Annotated in this window: 19 protein-coding genes; 8 read left to right on the forward strand and 11 right to left on the reverse strand. The window is 70.8% G+C overall.

The features are described 5' to 3' along the window. The first annotated feature begins 171 nt into the window (after window positions 1-171). Both ACWIHT_RS11165 and ACWIHT_RS11170 read left to right on the forward strand, forming a co-directional pair. Window positions 172-4185: a molybdopterin-dependent oxidoreductase gene (locus ACWIHT_RS11165; protein WP_456166753.1), complete on the forward strand. Its 4014-nt coding sequence runs from the start codon at window positions 172-174 to the stop codon at window positions 4183-4185. A 199-nt stretch (window positions 4186-4384) separates the two neighbouring features. Then, the gene (locus tag ACWIHT_RS11170) at window positions 4385-6061 is read left to right on the forward strand and encodes a hypothetical protein (RefSeq protein WP_456166755.1); all 1677 of its coding nucleotides are present in this window, start codon (window positions 4385-4387) and stop codon (window positions 6059-6061) included. A 7-nt stretch (window positions 6062-6068) separates the two neighbouring features. Here ACWIHT_RS11170 and ACWIHT_RS11175 read toward each other — a convergent pair whose 3' ends face one another. Continuing rightward, window positions 6069-6581, reverse strand: coding sequence for a YceI family protein (locus ACWIHT_RS11175; protein ID WP_456166757.1), 513 nt, complete (start codon window positions 6579-6581; stop codon window positions 6069-6071). Between the two features lie 113 nt (window positions 6582-6694). Between ACWIHT_RS11175 and ACWIHT_RS11180 the strand changes: the two genes are divergently transcribed. Continuing rightward, a complete protein-coding gene (locus ACWIHT_RS11180; protein WP_456166759.1) occupies window positions 6695-7207 on the forward strand; it encodes a MarR family winged helix-turn-helix transcriptional regulator in 513 nt (170 codons plus the stop codon). Here the strand turns inward: ACWIHT_RS11180 and ACWIHT_RS11185 are convergent. The 9 genes from ACWIHT_RS11185 to ACWIHT_RS11225 all read right to left on the reverse strand — a co-directional run bounded on the left by ACWIHT_RS11185 (window position 7190) and on the right by ACWIHT_RS11225 (window position 15322). Further along, the gene (locus ACWIHT_RS11185) at window positions 7190-7792 is read right to left on the reverse strand and encodes a sigma-70 family RNA polymerase sigma factor (protein ID WP_456166761.1); all 603 of its coding nucleotides are present in this window, start codon (window positions 7790-7792) and stop codon (window positions 7190-7192) included. The genes ACWIHT_RS11180 and ACWIHT_RS11185 overlap by 18 nt on opposite strands. A gap of 121 nt (window positions 7793-7913) precedes the next feature. Then, on the reverse strand, window positions 7914-8552 hold the full coding sequence (locus ACWIHT_RS11190; RefSeq protein WP_456166763.1) for a hypothetical protein: 639 nt from the start codon (window positions 8550-8552) through the stop codon (window positions 7914-7916). 75 nt (window positions 8553-8627) lie between these two features. Then, on the reverse strand, window positions 8628-9302 hold the full coding sequence (locus tag ACWIHT_RS11195; protein ID WP_456166765.1) for a 4-carboxy-4-hydroxy-2-oxoadipate aldolase/oxaloacetate decarboxylase: 675 nt from the start codon (window positions 9300-9302) through the stop codon (window positions 8628-8630). Between the two features lie 21 nt (window positions 9303-9323). Then, window positions 9324-10538, reverse strand: coding sequence for an aspartate transaminase (locus ACWIHT_RS11200; RefSeq protein ID WP_456166767.1), 1215 nt, complete (start codon window positions 10536-10538; stop codon window positions 9324-9326). Window positions 10539-10542: 4 nt separating this feature from the next. Then, the gene (locus ACWIHT_RS11205) at window positions 10543-11286 is read right to left on the reverse strand and encodes an SDR family oxidoreductase (RefSeq protein ID WP_456166769.1); all 744 of its coding nucleotides are present in this window, start codon (window positions 11284-11286) and stop codon (window positions 10543-10545) included. A gap of 77 nt (window positions 11287-11363) precedes the next feature. Continuing rightward, on the reverse strand, window positions 11364-12674 hold the full coding sequence (locus tag ACWIHT_RS11210) for an MFS transporter (RefSeq protein WP_456166771.1): 1311 nt from the start codon (window positions 12672-12674) through the stop codon (window positions 11364-11366). A gap of 168 nt (window positions 12675-12842) precedes the next feature. Beyond that, on the reverse strand, window positions 12843-13832 hold the full coding sequence (locus ACWIHT_RS11215) for a 5-oxoprolinase subunit C family protein (protein ID WP_456166773.1): 990 nt from the start codon (window positions 13830-13832) through the stop codon (window positions 12843-12845). After that, the gene (locus ACWIHT_RS11220) at window positions 13825-14538 is read right to left on the reverse strand and encodes a 5-oxoprolinase subunit B family protein (RefSeq protein ID WP_456166775.1); all 714 of its coding nucleotides are present in this window, start codon (window positions 14536-14538) and stop codon (window positions 13825-13827) included. Before ACWIHT_RS11220 ends, ACWIHT_RS11215 begins: the two co-directional genes overlap by 8 nt. 1 nt (window position 14539) lies before the next feature. Further along, complete coding sequence (locus ACWIHT_RS11225; RefSeq protein ID WP_456166777.1) at window positions 14540-15322, reverse strand: LamB/YcsF family protein; 783 nt, start codon at window positions 15320-15322, stop codon at window positions 14540-14542. Window positions 15323-15576: 254 nt separating this feature from the next. Here ACWIHT_RS11225 and nac point away from each other — a divergent pair, with 254 nt between their 5' ends. After that, window positions 15577-16497, forward strand: a complete 921-nt coding sequence (nac, locus tag ACWIHT_RS11230) for a nitrogen assimilation transcriptional regulator NAC (protein WP_456166779.1) — start codon at window positions 15577-15579, stop codon at window positions 16495-16497. 124 nt (window positions 16498-16621) lie between these two features. Then, complete coding sequence (locus ACWIHT_RS11235) at window positions 16622-17596, forward strand: 2-hydroxyacid dehydrogenase (protein ID WP_456166781.1); 975 nt, start codon at window positions 16622-16624, stop codon at window positions 17594-17596. A gap of 10 nt (window positions 17597-17606) precedes the next feature. Here the strand turns inward: ACWIHT_RS11235 and ACWIHT_RS11240 are convergent, their stop codons facing one another. Then, the gene (locus ACWIHT_RS11240) at window positions 17607-18488 is read right to left on the reverse strand and encodes a helix-turn-helix transcriptional regulator (protein ID WP_456166783.1); all 882 of its coding nucleotides are present in this window, start codon (window positions 18486-18488) and stop codon (window positions 17607-17609) included. A gap of 147 nt (window positions 18489-18635) precedes the next feature. Between ACWIHT_RS11240 and ACWIHT_RS11245 the strand changes: the two genes are divergently transcribed. The 3 genes from ACWIHT_RS11245 (at window position 18636) to ACWIHT_RS11255 (ending at window position 21479) form a co-directional block, all read left to right on the forward strand. Then, window positions 18636-19526: an alpha/beta hydrolase gene (locus ACWIHT_RS11245; RefSeq protein ID WP_456166785.1), complete on the forward strand. Its 891-nt coding sequence runs from the start codon at window positions 18636-18638 to the stop codon at window positions 19524-19526. A gap of 67 nt (window positions 19527-19593) precedes the next feature. Next, window positions 19594-20064: a MarR family winged helix-turn-helix transcriptional regulator gene (locus ACWIHT_RS11250; RefSeq protein WP_456166787.1), complete on the forward strand. Its 471-nt coding sequence runs from the start codon at window positions 19594-19596 to the stop codon at window positions 20062-20064. Next, window positions 20061-21479, forward strand: a complete 1419-nt coding sequence (locus ACWIHT_RS11255; protein WP_456166789.1) for an MFS transporter — start codon at window positions 20061-20063, stop codon at window positions 21477-21479. Before ACWIHT_RS11250 ends, ACWIHT_RS11255 begins: the two co-directional genes overlap by 4 nt. Window positions 21480-21513 lie beyond the last annotated feature (34 nt).

A 21513-nucleotide genomic window follows, 5' to 3' on the forward strand; every position in this document is an offset into this window, starting at 1 on the left:
TGCATCCGGCAATTGTTGCGCACTGTCACCCGTTCGGCCCAACAGCGACACACTCCGCGACAAGATCGGCCGCATCTCACACCGGCCCCCGGCCGGTTGTGCAGCGCGCGTAACCCCTCATGATCGAGCCGCGTGACATCGGCGTAACGGGCAATTCGTACGGTCTACGGCATGACGACGAGCCTCCGGACACAGCAGGTACGAACGGTCTGCTCGTACTGCGGTGTGGGCTGCGGCATGCTGCTCGACGTCGGGGCGGGTCCCGACGGCAGGCGTACGGTCCTCAAGGCGTCCGGCGACAAGGCGCACCCGGCGAACGCGGGGCGGCTCTGCACCAAGGGCGCGACCACGGCCGAGATGCTCGCCGCGCCGGGTCGGCTGACCGGCGCGCTGGTCCGGGACGACCGGGGCGCGGAGCCGACGCCCGCGCCCGTCGCGGACGCCGTCGCCGAGACCGCCCGCAGGCTGCGGAGGATCGTCGACGAGCACGGGCCGGACGCGGTCGCCTTCTACGTCTCCGGGCAAATGAGCCTGGAGGCCCAGTACTTGGCGAACAAGCTGGCCAAGGGGTTCGTGCGGACGAACCAGATCGAGTCCAACTCCCGGCTGTGCATGGCGAGTGCGGGCGCCGGATACAAGTCGTCGCTGGGCGCGGACGGTCCGCCGGGCTCGTACGAGGACTTCGAGCGGGCGGACGCGTTCCTGGTCATCGGCTCGAACATGGCCGACTGCCATCCGATCCTCTTCCTTCGGATGATGGAACGGGTCAAGGCGGGCGCCAAGTTGATCGTCGTCGACCCGCGCCGCACCGCCACGGCGGCGAAGGCGGACCTGTTCCTCCAGATCGCGCCGGGCACCGATCTCGCCCTGCTCAACGGCCTGTTGCGGCTGCTGCACGAGAACGGGCACACCGACCCGGAGTTCATCGCCGCGCACACCGAGGGCTGGGAGGCGCTGCCCGAGTTCCTCGCGGACTACGCGCCGGACGCGGTCGCCGCCCTCACCGGTCTCGCCGAGGACGACATCCGTACGGCGGCCCGGCTGATCGGCGAGGCGGGCGAGTGGATGAGCTGCTGGACGATGGGGCTCAACCAGTCCACGCACGGCACCTGGAACACCAACGCCCTGGTCAACCTGCATCTAGCGACCGGCGCCATCTGCCGCCCCGGCAGCGGGCCTTTCTCCCTCACCGGCCAGCCGAACGCGATGGGCGGCCGTGAAATGGGCTACATGGGACCGGGGTTGCCGGGTCAGCGGTCCGTACTGGTCGACACGGAACGGGAGTTCACCGAGGAGGTGTGGGGCCTGCCGCCGGGCACCCTCCGCGCGGACGGCGTCGGCCGGGGCACCGTCGAGATGTTCCGGAAGATGGCCGACGGCGACATCAAGGCCTGCTGGATCATCTGCACCAACCCGGTCGCCTCCGTCGCCAACCGACGGACCGTCATCGAGGGCCTGGAGGCAGCCGAGTTCGTCGTCACCCAGGACGTCTTCACCGACACCGAGACCAACGCGTACGCCGACGTCGTCCTCCCGGGCACCCTGTGGACCGAGTCGGAGGGCGTCCTCGTCAACAGCGAACGCACCCTCACCCTCGCCCGCCCGGTCGTCGACCCGCCCGGCGAGGCGATGTCCGACTGGCGGCTCATCGCCGCCGTGGCGCGCGCGATGGGCTACGAGAAGGGCTTCTCCTACGACAGCGCGGAGGAAGTCTTCGACGAGATCCGGCGGTTCTTCAACCCGGTGACCGGGTGGGACCTGCGCGGGGTGACCTACGAGCGGCTGCGGACCACGCCGGTGCAGTGGCCGGCGGCGGAGGGCGGGCCGGACCGCAACCCCATCCGGTATGTGGGCGGCGGTGAGCTGCGGTTCCCAACTCCCAGTGGGCGGGCGGTGTTTCACGCCCGGCCGCACACGCCGGCCGCCGAACTGCCCGACGACGACTACCCGTTCGTGTTCAACACGGGACGCCTTCAGCACCAGTGGCACACGCTCACGAAGACGGGGAAGGTCGCCAAGCTCAACAAGCTGAACCCCGGGCCCTTCGTCGAGCTGCATCCGCAGGACGCGCGGGAGTTGGGGATCGCGGAGGGCGACTCGGTGGAGGTCGCATCGCGGCGGGGACGGGCGGTCCTGCCTGCCGTGGTGACCGACCGGGTACGGCCCGGGAACTGTTTCGCGCCGTTCCACTGGAACGACCTCTTCGGCGAGTACCTGAGCGTCAACGCGGTGACGAGCGACGCGGTCGATCCGGTGTCGTTCCAGCCGGAGTTCAAGGTGTGCGCGGTGTCGCTGGCGAAGGTGGCGAGCGCGCCGACGGACGATCGGCCAAAGGCACTTGAGCCGACCTCCGTGACCCCGGGCGCGAATCCCTTCGGGCTCGACCCCGCCCCGCCGCCCGTGCTCACCGCGCAGGAACGCGTCTATCTCACGGGCTTCCTCGCGGGCATCGAGTCCGGCGCCCCGGGTGTGCCGACACTCCCGCCGGACGCGCCGTTCAGCACCGAACACGCCCTGTGGGTCAACGGTGTTCTCGCCGGGATGTATTCGAGGTCGGCAGCCGCGCCCGCACAACAGCCGCAAGCGGGGCGGCAGATCGTCGTCCTGTGGGCCTCGCAGACCGGCAACGCCGAGGAGTTGGCGGCGGCCACCGCCGAGCGTCTCGGCTCGGCCGGACACCGGGCGAGCCTGCTCGGCATGGATCAGGCGGACGTCGGCACGCTTCCGGCCGACGCCGATCTCCTCTTCATCACCAGCACGTTCGGCGACGGCGACGCCCCCGACAACGGCTCCGGCTTCTGGGACACGCTCTCCGGCGAGCAGGCGCCCCGGCTGGACGGAGTGCGGTTCGCGGTGCTGGCCCTGGGCGACTCGTCGTACGACGACTTCTGCGGGCACGGGCGCCGACTGGACGCGCGGCTCGACGAGTTGGGCGGGGTGCGGCTGACCCCGCGCACGGACTGCGAGCCGGACTTCGAGCCGTCGGCGGACGCGTGGCTGGGCCAGGTGATCACGGCGCTCGGCAGCGAGACGACCGTCGCGAAACCACCCGCCCGCGCCCCCAAGCCCGCCCCCGTGCTCGCCCGACTCGTCGGCAACCGGCTGCTCAGCCGACCCGGCGCGGGCAAGGAGGTCCGCCGGTTCACCTTCGACACCAGCGGCACCGACCTGACGTACGAGACCGGTGACGCCCTCGGCGTGCGGCCGGTCAACTCCCCCTCCCTGGTGGACGAGTGGCTCGCCGCCACCGGCACCGATGCCGAGGCGGTCGTAGAACTGGAAGGCATGGGAGAACTCCCTTTCGCCGAAGCGCTGCACCGGCAGCTGGACATCACCCGCATCACCCCGGACCTGCTGCGCTTCGTGGCCGAACGGGCCCGGGACGACCGGGAGTTGCGCAGGCTGCTGCGGCCCGACAACAAGGACCGGCTGGCGCAGTGGAGTTGGGGGCGGCAGGCGGTGGACGTGCTCGCCGAGTACCCGGTGAAGGCGGGCGCGGAGGACTGGGCCGGAGTCCTCAAGAAGCTTCAGCCGCGCCTGTACTCGATCTCGTCCAGCCCGCTCGTCGACCCGCACAGCGTCTCGCTGACGGTGTCGGTGGTGCGTTACGACAATCTCAACGGCCGTCCGCGCGGCGGGGTTTGCTCACCGTTCCTCGCCGACGCCGACGCCGAGGCAGGCACGGAGGTGCCCGTGTTCGTGCAACCCGCACCGCACTTCCGGCCGCCCGCCGATCCCGCGACACCGATGGTGATGGTCGGACCCGGCACCGGTGTCGCGCCGTTCGTCGGGTTCCTCCAGGAGCGGCGCGCACTCGGGCACCCGGCGCCGAACTGGCTGTTCTTCGGCGAGCAGCACCGCGCGACGGACTTCTACTACGAGGAGGAACTCGCGGAGTTGCTCGACGAGGGCACGCTCGCCCGGCTCGACACCGCCTTCTCGCGGGACCAGCGGGCCAAGGTGTATGTGCAGGACCGGATGCGTGAGCACGGGCCGGAGTTGTGGCACTGGTTGCAGCAGGGCGCCCACTTCTATGTGTGCGGTGACGCCTCGCGGATGGCGAAGGACGTGGACCGTGCGCTGCGTGACATCGCGGTCGCGCACGGCGGTCTCGACGAGGCCGAGGCGGCCTCGTACGTGAAGCAACTGGCGGCGGCGAAACGGTATGTGCGCGATGTTTACTGAATGAACTGATGGCTTCGGTCAGTTGAACAATGTCGTTCGCTTTTGCTGCTTTCCCGCCACAAAACCGGACTTCTTACCGCCCTCACACCCGACTCTTCACGATGCACGCCACCCCGCTCACCAGGGCCGAATAGCCTCCTATGTCGTGCACTTGGCAGAAACACCTCAGGTGACACCCGGTCGGCGGACACAGTCGGCGGTGTCCGCCCCGGAACCTCCCGCGCAGTGGCATCGCATCCTCACCCTGCTCGCCGACATCAGTCTGTTCATCGGTGTCCGCCCGGTGTGGACGCAGGCCGCCAGCCACCGGCTCGTCGTGGCGGCGGTCGTCTCGCTGTGCTACGTCTCGATCCTGGTGTGCGGGGTGCTGGCCCTGGTGGTGCGCCGGTCGCGGTCGCTGGCCCGGGTGGATCTCGTCGTCCTGGTGACGGCGGTGCTGCTGACGCTGTCCGCGTGGTCCGTGTTCCACAACGGCGGCGACGAGGCGGTCCTCACCACCCAGGCCGCCAAGGAACTGGTCGCCGGGCACCCGATCTACGGACAGCCCTGGCCGTGGCTCTTCCACTCCGGCCAGGGGGTCGCCCTGACCCCGACCGTGACCGGCGGCTACGACTACACGTACGGATATCCGCCGCTGGAAACGCTGTTGACGGCGCCCCTGCTGTGGATCGGACACGGCGGCGCCCCCGCGACGGCCGTCGCCACCGCCGCGCTCATCGCGGGCGCGGTCCTCATGTGGCGGCTGCTGCCCACCCAGTGGCGCTCGGCGGCCACCATCGCGTGCCTGGGCCTCGGCCTGCTGCCGACCTACGGCCGGCAGGGCTATCCCGCCGTCCTGGCCATGGCGTTGCTGATCCCGGTGGTGATCCGCTGGCCCCGGATCGGCAGGGGCGGCCGGCTCGGCGCGGCCGGGATCGCCCAGGCCGCATGTCTGGGAGCGGCCTGCGCGGCGCAGCAACTCCCCTGGTTCCTCACGCCGTTCCTGCTCGCCGGGATCTACGCCGTGCGGCGCGGCGAACTGGGCGCCAGGCAGGCGACGTCGGTGCTGCTGCGGATCATCGCCGTCGCGCTCACCGTATGGCTGCTGATCAACACGTACTTCATCGCGCACGAGCCGGGCACCTGGATCGCGGGCATCGCGCTGCCGCTGACCCAGGGCGCGGTGGTGCACGGCCAGGGCCTGGTGGACATCTCGCTGTACTTCACGAACGGCAGCGACCGGCTCGACTGGTACTCCCACGCGAGCATGCTGCTGGCGGCGGGACTGCTCGCCGTGTTCATGCTGTTCGTACGGCGGCTCGGCCCGGCCGCGACCGTGCTGCCCTGGTGCGCCTTCTATCTGGCGACCCGTTCGCAGGACGGCTACTACCTGATGATGACCCCGCTGTGGCTGGCGGCGGCGGTCACCACACCGCTCTCCGAGTTCCGCGACGCGTGGCAGCCGCGCCCCCGGGCGCTGTCCGGCCCGCACCGCCGCCGGGTCAGGGTCGTGGCGGCCGTGCTGCTGCTCACGCCCGCGCTGGCGAGCGCCGCCGTGGCGGCGACGGGCGCGCCGCCGATGAGCATGAAGCTCACCGGGGTGCGGCGCGCGGGGCCCGCCGTCGTGACCCGGCTCAGCATCCAGGTCACCAACTCGTCCGACGGCGCCCTCTCGCCGCACTACATGCTCACCACGGGTCAGGGCATGAGCAGGTTCTGGTCCCAGGTGGAGGGACCGACGACACTGCCCGCGCACAGCACGCGGCGCATCGAACTCCGGGCGCCCGGGGGGAAGTTCACCCTCCCCCACAAGACGGTCCGGATCCGGGTGCGCGCGTTCACCGCGACCCCGCAGACGCTGTCCAGCTCGGACGTCCAGTTGCAGCCCGCGGGTTGACGGTCCGTCAGGCGGCGGTGCGCAGGAAACGCAGCGTGGTCGTCACCGTGGTCAGGCCGCGCAGCATGCCCATCTGGTTCCAGCCCAGGCCGAACTGGTCGCGGTCCACGGTGAATTCGGCGTCCAGGGTGAGCGCCTCGGCGCTCGCGTCCTTGAGCCGGGCGGTGAAGGACTGCGGGCGGCTGATGCCGTGGACGGTCAGCTGACCTACGACGTGCACGGTGTCGCCGGTCAGTTCCGCGCTGCGCACCGCGAAGGTGATCTCCGGGAACTTCTCGACGTCGAACAGGTCGGCGGAGCGCAGGTGCTTGTCGCGCTTGGCGTTCTTGGTGTCCAGGGAGGCGGCGGCCAGGGTCAGCGTGCCGATCGCGGACCCGTCGGGCCGGACCTCGCCCTGACCGGTGACGGTGCCGAAGGTGCCCTTCACATTGACCAGGCCCCACATCGTCTTGTGGCTGATGCCCACGGTGGAGGCGGCCTGGTCGAGCTGCCACACCCCGGTTTCGACGGCGACGGTCATGATCTCTCCCACTGGTTCCAGTAGTCCAAATTTGAATGAGCCTCACGCTAGCCCATTATCCAAAAGTGGACAACCATCTCCTCCAAATTTGGATAACAGGTAGACTCGGAACCATGGCCGACCCTGTTGAGCACCCTGCCGACCAGCCCGGATGCCCCTCCTCGCAGGGCGGCGGGCTGCTCCCGCCCGAGCTGCGGGCCTGGATGCTGCTGCTGGCGGCAACCGGCGCGGTGGAGCAGGAGCTGCGCTCGGTCGTGAAGGGGAACCTCGACGTCTCGCACGACGAGTTCCTGGTGCTGTGCCTCCTGGCCGAGCAGCCCGAGGGGCTGCGCATGACCCGGATCGCCGAGCTGCTCGGCCGCCCGAAGACACGGCTGACGTATCAGATCGCCTGTCTCCAGCACGCGGGCCTGGTCACCCGCAAGTCGGTCTGCGGGGACAAGCGCGGGGTCGAGGTCGCCCTCACGGAGAAGGCCCGACGCCTGCTGACGGAGGCGTCGGAGACCCTCTCCGAGACGGTCAAGCGGGCCCTCACCCAGTTCGTCGGACCGGCCCAACGCGAGGCGATGTGCGCCCTGTTGCCGGATCTGGCCGCCGACCCGCAGGGCTCATCGGCTTCGGCATGAGGCGCCCTCGTCGGTCAGCAGGTCAAGGAGGGTGGCCCGCGCCCGGGCGACCCGCGAACGGACCGTACCCACAGGGCAGTTGCTGATTTCCGCCGCCTCCGCGTAGGGCAGACCGAGGAGTTGGGTGAGGAGGAACGCCTCACGGCGGTCGTCCGGCAGCAGGTCCAGCAGATCGAGCAGCGCCACCCCGTCGTCGAAGCCGGGCAGGCCCTGGGGCTGGGCGAGTTCGACGGCCAGTTGCCAGTCCTGTACGTCGGACAGGCGGGGGCGGGTGGCGGCGCGGCGGTAGCTGTCGATCACCGCGCGGCGCGCTATCGCCAGCAGCCAGGTGCGGGCCGAGGACCGGCCCTCGAAGTGGCGCAGGCTGCCGAGCGCCCGCAGGAACGTGTCCTGCGCGAGGTCGTCCACCGCCTGCGGATCGGCACCCAGATGGGCGACATAGCGCAGGACGTCGCGGTGCAGGGCGCGCACGAGATGTTCGACGGCGACGGGATCGCCGTGCCGGGCGGCGAGCGCCCAGTTGGTCACCGACTCGTCGCTCGACTCCATCGAATCGGGCGCGGCGGGCAGGGCAGGAGTGATCACCTGGAGTCCTTCTCGATCATCCGCGAAAGGGGAACCGGCCGTCCCGCGGCGCCGGGAAAGGGCGCGGGGGTACGGCCGGGGCCCGAGGCGCGCGGGAGCGGCCTCGGGGTGCCAGCTGTCGTCAGACGACAGCCGTCCCCAGGGGCGGGCCCCGAGAGGTGATCGCGTGGCCGAGAAGGAGAAGCCGCGGCGCCCGGTCGGAACGGGGGCGGCGCGGACGCAGCCGCGGGCGGTGCGGCGGGACGGGCAGCGCCAGCAGCAGTCGTAGCGGAGCCGCGAGGCGGGTGGCTGCGGCTCGCAGCAGGCGGAACGCGGCGCGTTCGCCGTACGCCAGCCACAGGCCGCAGAGCAGGGCGGCGAGAAGGTGGGCGGTGAGCATGCCGGGCGAGGAGGTGGCGCTGGTGGTGGAGGTCGCCGACATATGGCCCATATCCATGGAGTCGGCTGCACTCATATGCATGGAGCCCATGTCTGTGGACCCCATGTCCATGGCCGTCCGCTGTGTCGCGGGCTGTGCCAGGGAGAACGCCGAGTGGAGCGCGGCCTGGGTGGCGACCACGAGGGTCACGATCAGTGGGAGGCCGCGTTCACGGCCCGCCAGGGACCAGGCGGCGCCCGCGGTCACGGCCAGTCCGGCGGCCAGCGCCCATGCGGGGACATGGCGGCCGGACATCAGGACGTGTCCCAGGGCGGCGAGCACCACACAGACGGCCGCGAACACCGCGGACCGTACCGTGCGCGCACCCCACCCTGCCGTCATGGCGCCTCATCCTGGCATCCGAACCTGGGTCTCAGCCGTGGGTACGGAATGTACAGGCGCGGTACTCAGCCGGTCCTACTCCTCGATCACAAGGCCCTTCGCCGCCAATACCGGGGCGAGGCCGCACATCTCGATCACCGTCCTGCCCGCCCGGTACGCGGCGATGAAACCCGCCTCGGCGTCGACCCGTTCCCGCGAGGCGGCGACCGCCTCGGCCGCGTCCTCGCGGCGGACGACGACCACGCCGTCCGCGTCGGCGCGCATGATGTCGCCGGGGCGGACGAGGACACCGCCGACGGTGACCGGCTCGCACATCGGGCCGACGGTCTCCTTGACCGTGCCCTTGATGGAGACGCTGCGGGAGAAGACCGGGAAGCCGAGCGCACGCAGGTCCTCGGTGTCACGGACGCCGGTGTCGGTGATCAGACCGGCGAGGCCCTTGGACTGGCAGGCGTTGGCGAGGACGTCGCCGAAGGAGCCCGCCTCCTCGTAGTCGCCGGCGGAGACGACCACGACGTCGCCGGGGCGGGCGTAGGCGATGGCGGTCTGGAGCATGAGGTTGTCGCGCGGGGCGCACTGGACCGTGAAGGCGGGGCCGCAGAGCGACATCGTGCGGTCGACCGGCTTGATGGCCGAGTCCAGTGCGCCGAGGCGGCCCTGTGCCTCGTGGACGGTGGCCGAGGAGAAGGCGCTGAGCTGCTTGACCAGATCGGGCTCCGGCCGGTCGAACTTCGTGCTGACGCGGATCATGACGACCTTTCGGGCGGGCTTTCAGGCGGAGGGGGCGTCGGTCAGTGCGGCGCAGGCCGTCGCGATGCGCTCGCAGGCCTCGGTGAGGACGTCCGTCGAAGTGGCGAAGGAGATACGGAAGTAGCCGAGCGCGCCGTACGCGGCTCCGTGGATCACCGCCACCTGTTGGCTGTCGAGGAGGTGCAGGGCGAAGTCCTGGTCGTTCTCGATCCGGGTGCCGGAGGGGGTGAACTGCCCGATCGCCGCTCGGCAGTTGACGAGGACGTAGAAGCCGCCGTCCGGGACCGTGCAGCTGAGCCGCGGTATGTCGTTGACGAGCTTCACGGTCTCGTCGCGGCGGGCGCGGTAGACGCGCACGGTGTCCTGGACGAAGTCCCGCGGTCCGGTGAGCGCGGCGGCAGCGGCGGCCTGGCTCACCGAGGAGGGGCACGAAGAGGTCTGGGACTGGAGGGTGTTGATCGCGGTGATCAAGTCCGCCGGGCCGATGCCGTAGCCGATGCGCCAGCCCGTCATCGCGTACGTCTTGGAGACACCGTTGGTGAGGAACACCCGGTCGGCCAGGCCCGGTTCGACGGCCGCGAGCGACGGGGCGCCCTGGTCGCCGTACCAGATCTCGTCGTAGATCTCGTCGGTGAGGACGCCGACGTGCGGGTGGGCCAGCAACACCTGGGCGAGGGCGCGGAGTTCGGCGGTGGTGTAGGCGGATCCGGTGGGGTTTCCCGGGGTGTTGAGGACGAGCCAGCGGGTGCGTTCGGTGATCGCCGCCGTGAGCCGCTCGGGCGTGAGCTTGAAGCCGTCCGACTCCGGGCAGTCGACGATGACCGGGGTGCCGTCGTTGGCGCGGACCATGTCCGGGTACGACACCCAGTACGGGGCGGGGACGATCACTTCGTCGCCCTCGTCCAGAGTCGCCATCAGGGCGAGGAAGATGACCTGCTTCGCGCCGCCGCCGACGGTGATGCGGGAGTCGGGGACGTCGAGTCCGTGACGCTCGCGCAGCTTTCCCGCGATCGCGGTGCGCAGGGCCGAAGTGCCGTTCACCGGCGTGTACTTGGTCTCGCCCGCCTCGATGGCGCGGATCGCGGCGGCCTTGACGTGGTCGGGGGTGTCGAAGTCGGGCTCGCCCACGGTGAGGTCGAGGATGGTGAGGCCTTGGGCCTTCAGTTCGCGGACGCGCTGGGCCGCCGCCGTGCTGGGCGAGGGCTTGATGCGGCCGAGTCGTTCTGCCGTCTTCATGTGATCAGCCCTCCCTGCGCTCGAAGTTGAGGCCGCCGGGCACCTGGAAGGTGGGCAGGATCTCGATGTGGCCGATGTTGACGTGCCGGGGCGCGTCGACGGCGAACTCGATGGCGTCGGCGATGTCCTCGGGCTTCAGGGACTCGTAGCCGTCGTAGAACTCGCGCTGGGCGGCCTCCATGTCGCCGAGGAGGCGACCGAAGATCTCCGTCTCCACCCGGCCGGGGCAGATCTCGCTGACGCGGACGCGGCGGCCGTAGCCGTCGACGCGGAGCTGGCGGGAGAGGGTGTGCACGGCGGCCTTGGTGGCGTGGTAGATCGTGTTGCCGCCGAAGTTGTAGACCCCGGCGATGGAGCTGATGTTGACGATGTGGCCGAGGTCGCGCTCGACCATGCCGGGCATCAGCAGGCGGACCAGGTGCAGGACGGCCTGGATGTTGACGGCGATCTGCTCGTCGACGGCGAACTCGTCGGCGGTGAGGATGTTGCCGGTGCGGGAGACGCCCGCGTTGTTGACGAGGACGTCGATCTGAAGGCCGTCGAGGACGGCGGTGAGCGCCTCGGTGTCGGTGATGTCGACGGCGTGGGGGACGCAACCGGTCTCGTCGGCAAGGGTGTTGAGCCGGTCGGCGTTGCGGGCCACGGCGTGTACTTCGAGGCCGCGCTTGGCGAGCCGTTCGACGACCACGGCTCCGATGCCGGTCGACGCTCCGGTGACGAGGGCCGTCCTGTAGTCGGAGATGGGCATGCTGAGGTGCTCCTTGCTGTGCGGGGTGGGGGGTGCAACGGGCGTGCGGGTGCCGGGAGTTCGTGGGGTTGGGGCTGTCAGGCGTCGCGCAGGGGCAGGTGCGCGCGGTCCTTCACCTTGGACACCGCGAGGAGGGTGCCCAGGGCCGTGATCACGGCGTAGAAGGCCGGCATGTTGACGTTGCCCGTGCGGTCGATGAGGTACGTCATCAGGAGGGGGGCGGTGCCGCCGAAGAGGGCGGAGGAGACGTTGTAGCCGAGGCCGTAGGCGGAGTAGCGCACACGGGTCGGGAAGAGTTCGACCAGGAGGATGTGGATGACGCCCGTGTGGCCGGCGAACACAACTGCCATGACACAGGCGCCGATCACCGCGAGGGCCACGTTGCCGGTGCCGATCAGCAGGTAACAGGGGATGCCGACGATCGCCATCCCGACGGCGGCTCCGGCGAGGACCTTCTTGCGGCCGACGCGGTCGGAGAGGCGGCCCATGTAGGGGATGGCGATACAGATCGCGACCAGGCTGGAGGCGGTGACGAGGAGGCCCTGCACCTTGGTGAAGTCCAGCTCGCTGCTCATGAAGGTGGGCATGTAGCTGAACAGGACGTAGTAACCGGAGCCGTTCATCAGGGGGATGAACAGGGCGAGCAGCATCGCGCGGCGGTGCTCGGCGGACGCGAACGCCTCTTTGAGCGGGTTCTTGGAGAGGCCGTCCTCTTCTTTCAGGCGGGTGAAGTTCGGGGTGTCGCTGATGCGCTTGCGGATGTAGATGCCGGCGATCCCGAGCGGCACGGCGAGCAGGAACGGGATGCGCCAACCCCAGGACTCCATACGGTCGTTGCCGAGTCCGCTGGTCATCGCGGCGGCGACGAGGGTGCCGGTGAGCAGGGCCAGGAACGAGGCGATCTGCGCGTAGCTGGTGTAGAGCCCGCGCTTGCCCTCGGGGGCGTGCTCGGCGAGGAAGCTCATCGCGCCGGAGGCCTCGCCGCCGACGGAGAAGCCCTGCGCCACGCGGAGCAGGATCAGCAGGGCGGGGGCGGCTACGCCGATGCTGGCGTAGCTGGGGAGCACGCCGATGGCCGCGGTCGCGGCGCTGATGAGGAGGATGACGAAGACCAGCATGCGCTGGCGGCCGATGCGGTCGCCGAGGTGGCCGCAGATGACCGCGCCGAGCGGGCGAAAGAAGAAGGAGACGGCGTAGCCGAGGAAGACGAGCTGGACGGCGTTGTCGGAGCCGGGGAAGAAGACGGCGGCGAGCGATCCGGCCATGAAGCCGAAGATGCCGTTGTCGTAGAGCTCGGCGAAGATTCCTACGCAGCCCGCGAGGGTGACCTTGCGGGCGGTTCTGGGGTCGACCGTGTTGGGGACGGGTTGAGCGGCCACGGTACTCATGGCGTCTCCTGATCTATGCAGCAGGCGGGGGATGAGGGGTGTTGCGGCTCCGTGCGGGTGTTTCTTTTTGGGGGGTTGGTATGTGGTGCGGGTCGGTGGGGGCTAGGTGCGCCCACGCGGCGGAGCCGCATATGTCACAGCCCCGCGCCCCTTGAGGGCGGGCCGGTGTCAAGAAGGTGCGGGGGCGCGGATGCGTAGAGCCTCGAAAGCCGTGCGGACCCTGGATCTCAGGGCGTCGATCGCCTGGCGTTGTGCGCGGTGGGCCGTGACCGCCTGGTCCCGGGTGCGGTGGCGGAAGTTGATCGTCTGGCCGGGGCGGACCTGGCCGAGGGCGGACAGGCCGGTGGCGGTGACTACGGCCAGGACGGGGTAACCGGCCGTGACGCCGCGGCCTCGGTGGAGGACGAGGAGTTCGTCACCGGCCGGTACCTCTACGGCGCCGATGGGGACGCCTCGGGAGAGGACCTCGCCCTTGGTGACACGGCGGGGTACTCGGTCGCCCTGGAGGCGCAGGCCGATGTGGTTGCTTCGCGGGGTGACCGTGAAGGGGGACTCGAAGAGGCGGCGGGCCGTGTCGCCGAACTCGGCCCGGTCGGGGCCGTCGGTGACGTCGATGGTCCAGGTGGTGGGGAACGGGGGGACGGGTGCGTTCAGGCGGAAGAGCGGTATCCGCGAGAAGGGGTGATCTATGGGCGGGCAGGCCGTGCGCAGGGCGAGTTCGTCGCCTGCGCGGAGGGGCGGGCCGAAGCCCAGGATCGTGTCGGGGGCGCAACTGCCCTGGAGGTAGTCCGCGTTGAACGAGCCGAGTACGGCCAGGTAGACGCGGAGGCCGCGATGGATGCCGGTGACGCGGATGGTTTCGCCGGCCCGGACCGGGAGCGGTTCCCACTGCGGTCGTACGACACCTTCGACGGTGACGTCCGCGGGGGCGCCCGTCACCGCGACGAGGATGTCGCCGGACGGGACGCACGCGAAGTCGAGGGCGGTGATCTCCAGCAGCGGGGCGCGGTCGTCGTTGCCGCACAGGACGTTGGCGACGCGCGCCGAGTGCTGGTCGGCGGCACCGTTGGCGGGCAGGCCGTAGCGGGAGCGGCCGACGCGGCCGAGGTCCTGCACGGTGACGAGACCTGCGGTGCGGATGGTGAGGGTGTCAGCCATGGCAGTCCGCCAGGCTCAAGTCGGCGTGTTCGTCCCACTGTTGGGGCTCGATGGGCCTGAAGCGGAAGGTGTCGCCGGGGCGGTACGCGGTGATCGGGTCGCTGTGCGGGTCGAGGACGCGTACCGGGGTGCGGCCCAGGAGGGGCCAGCCGCCGGGTGACGGCATCGGGCAGATGACCGCCTGTCGTCCGGCGACCGCGACCGAACCGGCGTCGACGCGGGTGCGGGGCGAGGCGAGGCGCGGTACCGGTTTCGGGAAGGGCGGGCCGTCCGTCATGGGGGCTCCGGCGGGTGCGCCGAGGCAGCGGACGGTGAGGTCGGTTCCTGAGTGCAGGGCGATGATCTCGCCCTCGGACAGGCCGAGTTGGGCGGCGACCTCCGGCAGGTCCGGTCCGTACTCGCCGCCGTAGACGACGGGGACGACGAAGCGGCGTGGGGGTGTCGTCGGGGCGGGGTGCGGGCCGAGGCGGGTCGCCTCGTGGGCCAGGACGCGGCGGACGGTGGCGTGGTCGGTGGTGGCGCAGTCGAACTCGACGAGCAGGGCGTCGTAGGTGGCCACCACGTCGTGGACACCGGTGAGTTGTACGGCGTTCAGGGCGTCGGCGAGGGCGTGGACGAGCCGCCAGGCGGGTTCGGCGTCCAGGCCGACGGTCTTGGCGACGAGGGCGGAGTCGCCGCAGTCGGTGATCGCCACATTGCCGTTCATGTCAGGCGCCCTTGCCGGTCAGGACCTTGTCCAGCGAGGTGATCTCGACGCCCGCGGTGCGGAGTTGCTCCCGGATACGGCCGGCCAGGGCGATCGCGCCGGGGCTGTCGCCGTGCAACAGGACGGTGTCGCAGGAGACTTGGACGTCCGTGCCGTCGGCGCTGCGGATGACGCCCTCGGTGACCATGCGCAGGGTGCGGTGGGCGACCTCGTCGGGGTCGTGGATCACCGCGCCTGGTTCGGAGCGCGGGACAAGGGTGCCGTCGGCGCGGTAGGCGCGGTCGGCGATGCCCACGATGCCGACCCGCAGGCCGCGGGCGCGGGCCGCGTCGGCGAGTTCGCCGTCCTGCGCGAGGACGATCAGCGACTCGTCGAGAGCGGCCACGGCGTCCACGACGGCGCGGGCGTAGTCGGCGCGTACGGCGACCAGGTTGCCGAGGCGGCCGTGCGGGGCGATGTGGTGCACCCGGGTGCCGTGGGCGACGGCGAAGGCCTGGAGGGCGCCGATCTGGTAGAGCACGTCGGTGCGGACCTCGTCGGGGGTGAGGTCCATCGCGCGGCGGCCGAAGCCGACCAGGTCGGGGAAGCTGGGGTGGGCGCCGACGGCGACCCGCTTCTCCACGCAGGTCCGCACGGTCGCGTCCATGATGCGGGGATCGCCGGCGTGGAATCCGCAGGCCACATTGGCGGAGGTGAGCATCTCCAGAAGGGCCGCGTCGTCGCCCATTGTGTAGGCGCCGAATCCCTCGCCGAGATCGGCGACGAGATCAACCATGGGGGTCATGACGTCCTCCGGGAGAGAATGCGGGAACGGGGAACTCCGAGAAAGGGAATTCTGTGGGAGGGTAATTCCGGTAGGGGGATGCCCTGGATGTTCCGCACAACTTATTGCGCCCGTCGCGTGATCGCCAATATCCGTTCGGTCTGGCGTTATCGCGAACCGCTATGACTCCCCTCACACCCGCCGCTCGCCGGGGCTGTGCTTCGGGATGATCCCTCCCTACGATGAGGCTTCGCTCCACCCGGAAGGCCCCGCGCATGGACACCAGACGTCTCTACTCGTTCATCAAGATCATCGACGCGGGGAGCATCACGCGCGCGGCCGACATCCTGCACATCGCCCAGCCGGCGCTGAGCCAGCAACTGTCCGCCCTGGAGGCGCAGTTCGGGCAGCAGCTGCTGATCCGCAGCAAGCGCGGGGTCGCCCCGACCGAGGCGGGCCGGGCGCTGTACCGGCACGCCCAGCTCATCCTGCGGCAGGTGGACCTCGCGCAGGCCGCCGTGGACGTCTCCGGCCGGGCCCCCGCGGGCGGCGTGTCGGTGGGCCTCGCGCCGTACAGCCTGGGCGCCGCCCTCGCGCTGCCGCTGCTCAAGAGCTACCCGGACATCCTGCTGCACATCAACGAGAACTTCGGCGGGGTGATCAGCGAGGCGATCATGACGGGCCGGATGGACATGGCGTTCATCTACGGCGCCGGGCCGCTGCGGGGTGTGCAGTTCGAGCCGGTGCGTACCGAGGACCTCCTCCTGATCGAGGCGCCCGGCGACACTGCGCCGCAGGGGCGGGGCGAGGTGCGGCTCACGGAACTGGCGGACCTGCCGCTGCTGCTGCCCAGCCGGATCCACACGATCCGGCAGGTGGTGGACGCGGCCTTCCAGCAGGCGTCGCTGCGGCTGAACGTGGTGGGCGAGGTGGAGTCGGCGCTGACCCTGGTCAACGCGGTGGACGCGGGCCTCGGCGCGACGGTCCTGCCGTGGTCGGCGGCGCGCGCCATTCTCGATGTCCGGGCCCTGTCCGTACGGCGGATCGTGGAACCCGTCACCACGGTGAAACTGTCCGTGGTCACCTCGGACAATCAGCCGCTCTCGGAACCCGCGCTGGCCGTGCACGACTTGTTCCTGGAACTGATCGACACCGACGAGGATATCGACGCCGACAAGGATAAGGAAGCGCAATAGCGTCACACAAATCCGCTATTTGTTTCCGGTGACCGCCGGGGCTAGCTTTTTTCGAAACCTCTTGGCAACCACTTCGAAATCGTTCGCCCGGTCGGTAATACGCGGCTCGTCACTGGAGAAACACATGAAGAAGCGTGTCCTCGCCACCCGTGAGAACCTGCCCGGCCGAGGCCTGGACCGCCTCTCCGAGAGCGCGGAACTGGTGGCCTGGCCCGGTACCGGCAAGCCCGGCCCCGTCGACCTCGCGGCCCTCGCCCCAGGGGTGAGCGGTGTTCTGGCCCTCGGCAACGACCCGGTGGACGCGGCCCTGATGGACGCGGCGGGCCCCTCCCTGCGCGTCGTCGCCCTCGCCAGCATGGGCTTCGACAACGTCGACCGGGCCGCCGCCGAGGAACGCGGGGTCGTCGTCACGCACACGCCCCGCGTCCTCGCGGAGACCACCGCCGACCTCACCTTCGCGCTGATCCTCGCCGCCCGCCGCAGGCTCGGCGCGGCCGGGGCGAGCCTCGCGGAGGGCTCCTGGGGGCTGTTCCGGATGCACGACTACCTCGGCCTGGACGTCCACGGCGCCACCCTCGGGCTGATCGGCTACGGCCAGATCGGCCGCGCGGTGGCCCGCCGGGCGCACGGTTTCGGGATGCGGGTGATCCACCACGACCCGTACGCCCCCGACGACGACCTCTCGACCTCGGTCGGCCTGGCCGCGCTGCTGGCCGACGCCGATGTGGTGTCGCTGCACGTGCCGCTCACCGAGGAGACCCGCCATCTGATCTCGGCCCGCGAACTGGCCGCGATGAAGCCGACGGCCACGCTGGTCAGCACCTCGCGCGGCGGAGTCGTGGACGAGGCGGCCCTGCTCGACGCGGTCCGCGAGGGCCGCCTGCACTCGGCCGGGCTCGACGTCTTCGAACGCGAGCCGATGGGACGGGAGTTGTCCCCGCTGGTCGCCGAGCCCAACGTGATCGCACTCCCCCACATCGGGTCGGCCACCGAGGCGACCCGGGCCGCGATGGTCGACCTGGCGGTGGACAACATCCTCGACGTGCTGGCCGAACGGCCCGCGCGTACGCCCCTTCCGGGCACACCGGTCGGCGGCTGAGCGTCTCCGCTCAACTCCCCCACGCCTGAACGCCGGTGAGTCCGTCGACCCACTGCAACAGGAACCGCAGTGCCTCCTGCGAGGGCGAGTCCGGCGGCGCGGTGTAGGCCACGAGCAGTTGCTCGGGGTGGGTGTCGACGGTGAACTGCTGGACGTCGAGGGTGAGTTCACCGGCGACCGGATGGACGTACGTCTTGGTGAGCTGCCGCGGTCCCCGTACCTGGTGGCCGGCCCACCAGGTACGGAAGTCCGGGTCGCGGGCGCCGAGTTCGGCGACCAGGGCGGTCAGCGCGGGGTCGTGCGGGGTGCGGCCCGCCTCCATGCGCAGGACGGCGACACACTCGCGGGCGGCCCGGGGCCAGTCGGCGTACAGGGCGCGGAAGTCGGCGTCGAGGAAGGTGAGCCGGATCAGGTTGCGCTCGGCCGGGGGCAGCGCGCCGAAGTCGGTGAGGAGTGCCGAGGCCGCGCGGTTCCAGGCGAGTACGTCCATGCCCCGGTGCAGCACCATCGCCGGGACGTCGTGCATCGTGTCGAGCAACTGCCGTAGCCGGGGCGCCACTTCGGGCCGTCCGGCCGGTCGGGCGGCCGGGCCGGGGGCGACCTCGGCCAGGGTGAAGAGGTAGGCGCGCTCGTCCGGTGCGAGGTGCAGCGCGTCGGCGAGCGCGTCCAGAACTGCGCGGGAGCCACGGCGGGTGCGGCCCTGTTCCAGGCGGACCACGTAGTCGACGCTCACGTGCGCGAGGTGGGCGAGTTCCTCCCTGCGCAGCCCGGGTACGCGGCGCAGTCGGCCGTCGTCGGGGAAGCCCGCCTCGTTCGGGTCGCGTTCCGCGCGGCGGGCGCGCAGGAAGTCGCCCAGTTCGTTGCCGGAGAGGGATGCGTCGGGGTCTGTCATGCCTCCAGTGTCGTCGGGGCCGCGCGCGTGTGCCTGGTACAGAACCGCATAGGCAGAGCCGTCCCTGGTGGCGCGGGGGCGGGCGGGCCGACGGTGGGGGCATGGCCGTAGAACGGCTTCCCCTCTCTCCCACTGGAGTGCTCCCCCATGCGTAGTGACGTCGTCTTTCCCAGTGCCGGCCTGAAGCTCGCCGGTCACCTGTACCGCCCGGATGGGATTCCGCGGGCCGCGATCGTGGTCGGGCATCCCGGGACCGGGGTGAAGGAACAGGCCTCCGGCCTGTATGCACGCCTGTTGGCCGAGCGGGGGTTCGTCACGCTGGCCTTCGACGCCGCGTACCAGGGGGAGAGCGAGGGTGAGCCGCGCGGCTTGGAGGACCCCGGGCAGCGGGTGGAGGACCTGAAGGCCGCGGTCTCCTACCTCGGCGCTCTCGACGGGGTCGACCCCGAGCGCGTCGGGGTGCTGGGCATCTGTGCCTCCGGTGGGTACGCGCTGGCGGCCACCGCGACCGACCCGCGTGTCCGGGCGGTGGCCACGGTGAGCGCCGTCGACATCTCACGGCAGTTCCGGCTCGGTGCGGACGGCGGTCAGGACCCGGCCGTCGTACAGGGTCTGCTGGCCGCGGCGGCGGAGGCGCGTGGTGCGGACGTCGAGCGCTTCCCGCTCTTCCCGGCCACCGAGGAGGAGGCTCGCGCGGGCGGCCCGCATGCCTACGAGGGCTGGGAGTACTACTGCACTCCGCGCGCACAGCACCCCCGCTCGGCGAAGTCCCTGACCTGGTCGAGCGTCGACCGTATCGCCGGTTTCGACGCGTTCTCGTCCCTCGGCCTGATCGCGCCGCGTCCTGTGCTGTTTATCGCCGGGCGGGCCGCCGTGACCTCCTGGATGAGTGTGGAGGCGTATCAAAAGGCTTATGGGGTCAAGGAGTTGGCGTGGATCGAGGGCGCTTCGCACGTGGATCTCTATGACCGGGACGAGTACGTCACGCCCGCCGTCGAGAAGCTGAGCGGCTTCTTCGGCGCCCACCTGGGGGTGTGATCCGGTAGACAGCCAAAACTGCACAAGTAACTTGGCAAAGTTGCTTGTGCAGTTTTACGGTGGGGTCATGAACACGAACCCCGAGCGGCCGCCGACCGTCGCCACCGCGCAGCGGCTCAGCGACGCGATCATCCGGCTGCGGGCGCGGCTGCGCACCGAGTCGGGGCAGCACGCGACCGGTCTCACGCCCACGCAGCTCGCCGTGCTGGGGAGCGTCGTACGGGAAGGGCCCGTCACGGCGGCGCGGCTGGCCGCGCTGGAGCGGGTCAGCGCGCAGTCCATCGCGCAGAGTCTGGCCGTGCTGAAGGCCGCCGGGCTGGTGCACAGCGAGCCCGACGCGCGGGACGGCCGCAAGAAGCTGATGAGCCCCGACCCCTCCGCCACCGAGCTGATCGACACGCTGCTCAAGGGCCGTGCCACTTTCCTGGCGCGGGCCATCGACCAGCTGGTCGCCCCGGAGGAGCGCGAGGACGTCGACAAGGCCATCGAGCTGCTGGAGCGCCTCGCCGGGGCCGAGCTGGACAACGGCCGCATATGAGCGCCGACGCCGCCAAAGCCGTGGCCGCCGCGCGCGACCTCGCGCGCAAGCCGTTCGCCTGGACCTTCACGACCCCGCTGTATGTGGGCGCGAGCCTCAATCCCGTCAACAGCTCCATCATCGCGACCGCGCTGGTGCCGATCGCCACCGAGCTGCATGTCTCGGTCGGCAGCACCGCCGTACTGGTCTCCTCGCTGTACCTGGCCAGCGCCATCGCGCAGCCCACCGCCGGCAAGCTGGCGGAGGTGCTCGGGGCGCGCCGGATCTTCCTGGCCGGGATCGTGCTGGTGCTGCTCGGCGGTGTCGTCGGGGGGCTCGGCCAGAACCTGGCGATGCTGACCGTCGCCCGCGTGCTGGTCGGGATCGGGACCTCGGCCGCGTTCCCCTGCGCGATGGTGCTGATCCGGCGCCGCGCCGAGGACGCCGGGCTCGACGGGCCGCCGGGCGGGGTGCTCGGCGGGATCGCGATCGCGGGTATGGCCACCGCCGCCGTCGGGCCGCCGATCGGTGGGCTGCTGGTCGGCGCGGGCGGCTGGCGCTGGGCGTTCCTCATCAACATCCCGGTCACCGCGATGGCGATGGTGATGGCGGTGCGCTGGCTGCCCAAGGACCCGGCGCTCGACCGCGCGGACCGGCGGTTCCGCAGGGTCGCCGACCGGATCGACCTGCTCGGCATCCTCGGTTTCGCCGTGACGATGAGCGCGCTGGTCATCTTCCTGATGGACCTCCCCCGGCTGGACTGGATCGCCCTCGCCGTCTTCGCGCTGGCCGCCGTACCCACCGTCCGGTGGGAGCTGCGCAGGACCGCGCCGTTCTTCGACTTCCGCGGCCTCGCCGCCAACGGCGCCCTCACCCGCACCTATCTGCGCCAGGGACTCACCCTGCTCGGCACCTACTCGGTGATGTACGGCATGACGCAGTGGATGGAGGCCGCGCACGGGTACTCCACCGTCACCGCGGGACTTCTGCTGCTGCCGATGGGCGCCGTCTCCGCGCTGCTCTCGCGCCCGCTGGCCAGCCGCAACCTGGTGCGCGGCCCGCTGATCGCCTCGGCGGTGACCATGCTGATCGGCTCGGCCGGGATCATGCTGCTCACCTCGGACAGCCCGGCCATCGCGCTCGTGCTGGTCTCGCTGGTCTTCGGCGTCACCTCGGCCGCCACCACCGTGGGCAACCAGACCGCCCTCTACCTCGCCGCGCCGCCCGACCAGATCGGCACCGCCTCCGGGCTGTTCCGGACCTTCGGCTACCTCGGCACCATCACGTCCGCCGTGATCGGCGGGATCGTCTTCCGCGACGGCGCGAGCGACCACGGCCTGCACATCCTCGGCCTCGTCCTGGTCGGGGCGGGCGTCGTGGTCCTGCTGCTGACCGTGCTGGACCGCCGGCTGATGGGCCGCGGCACGACCACCTGACCCCCTATGAAGTACGCAATCAAGGAGAACCCCT

It is taken from the genome of Streptomyces sp. NPDC002276, assembly GCF_053891435.1.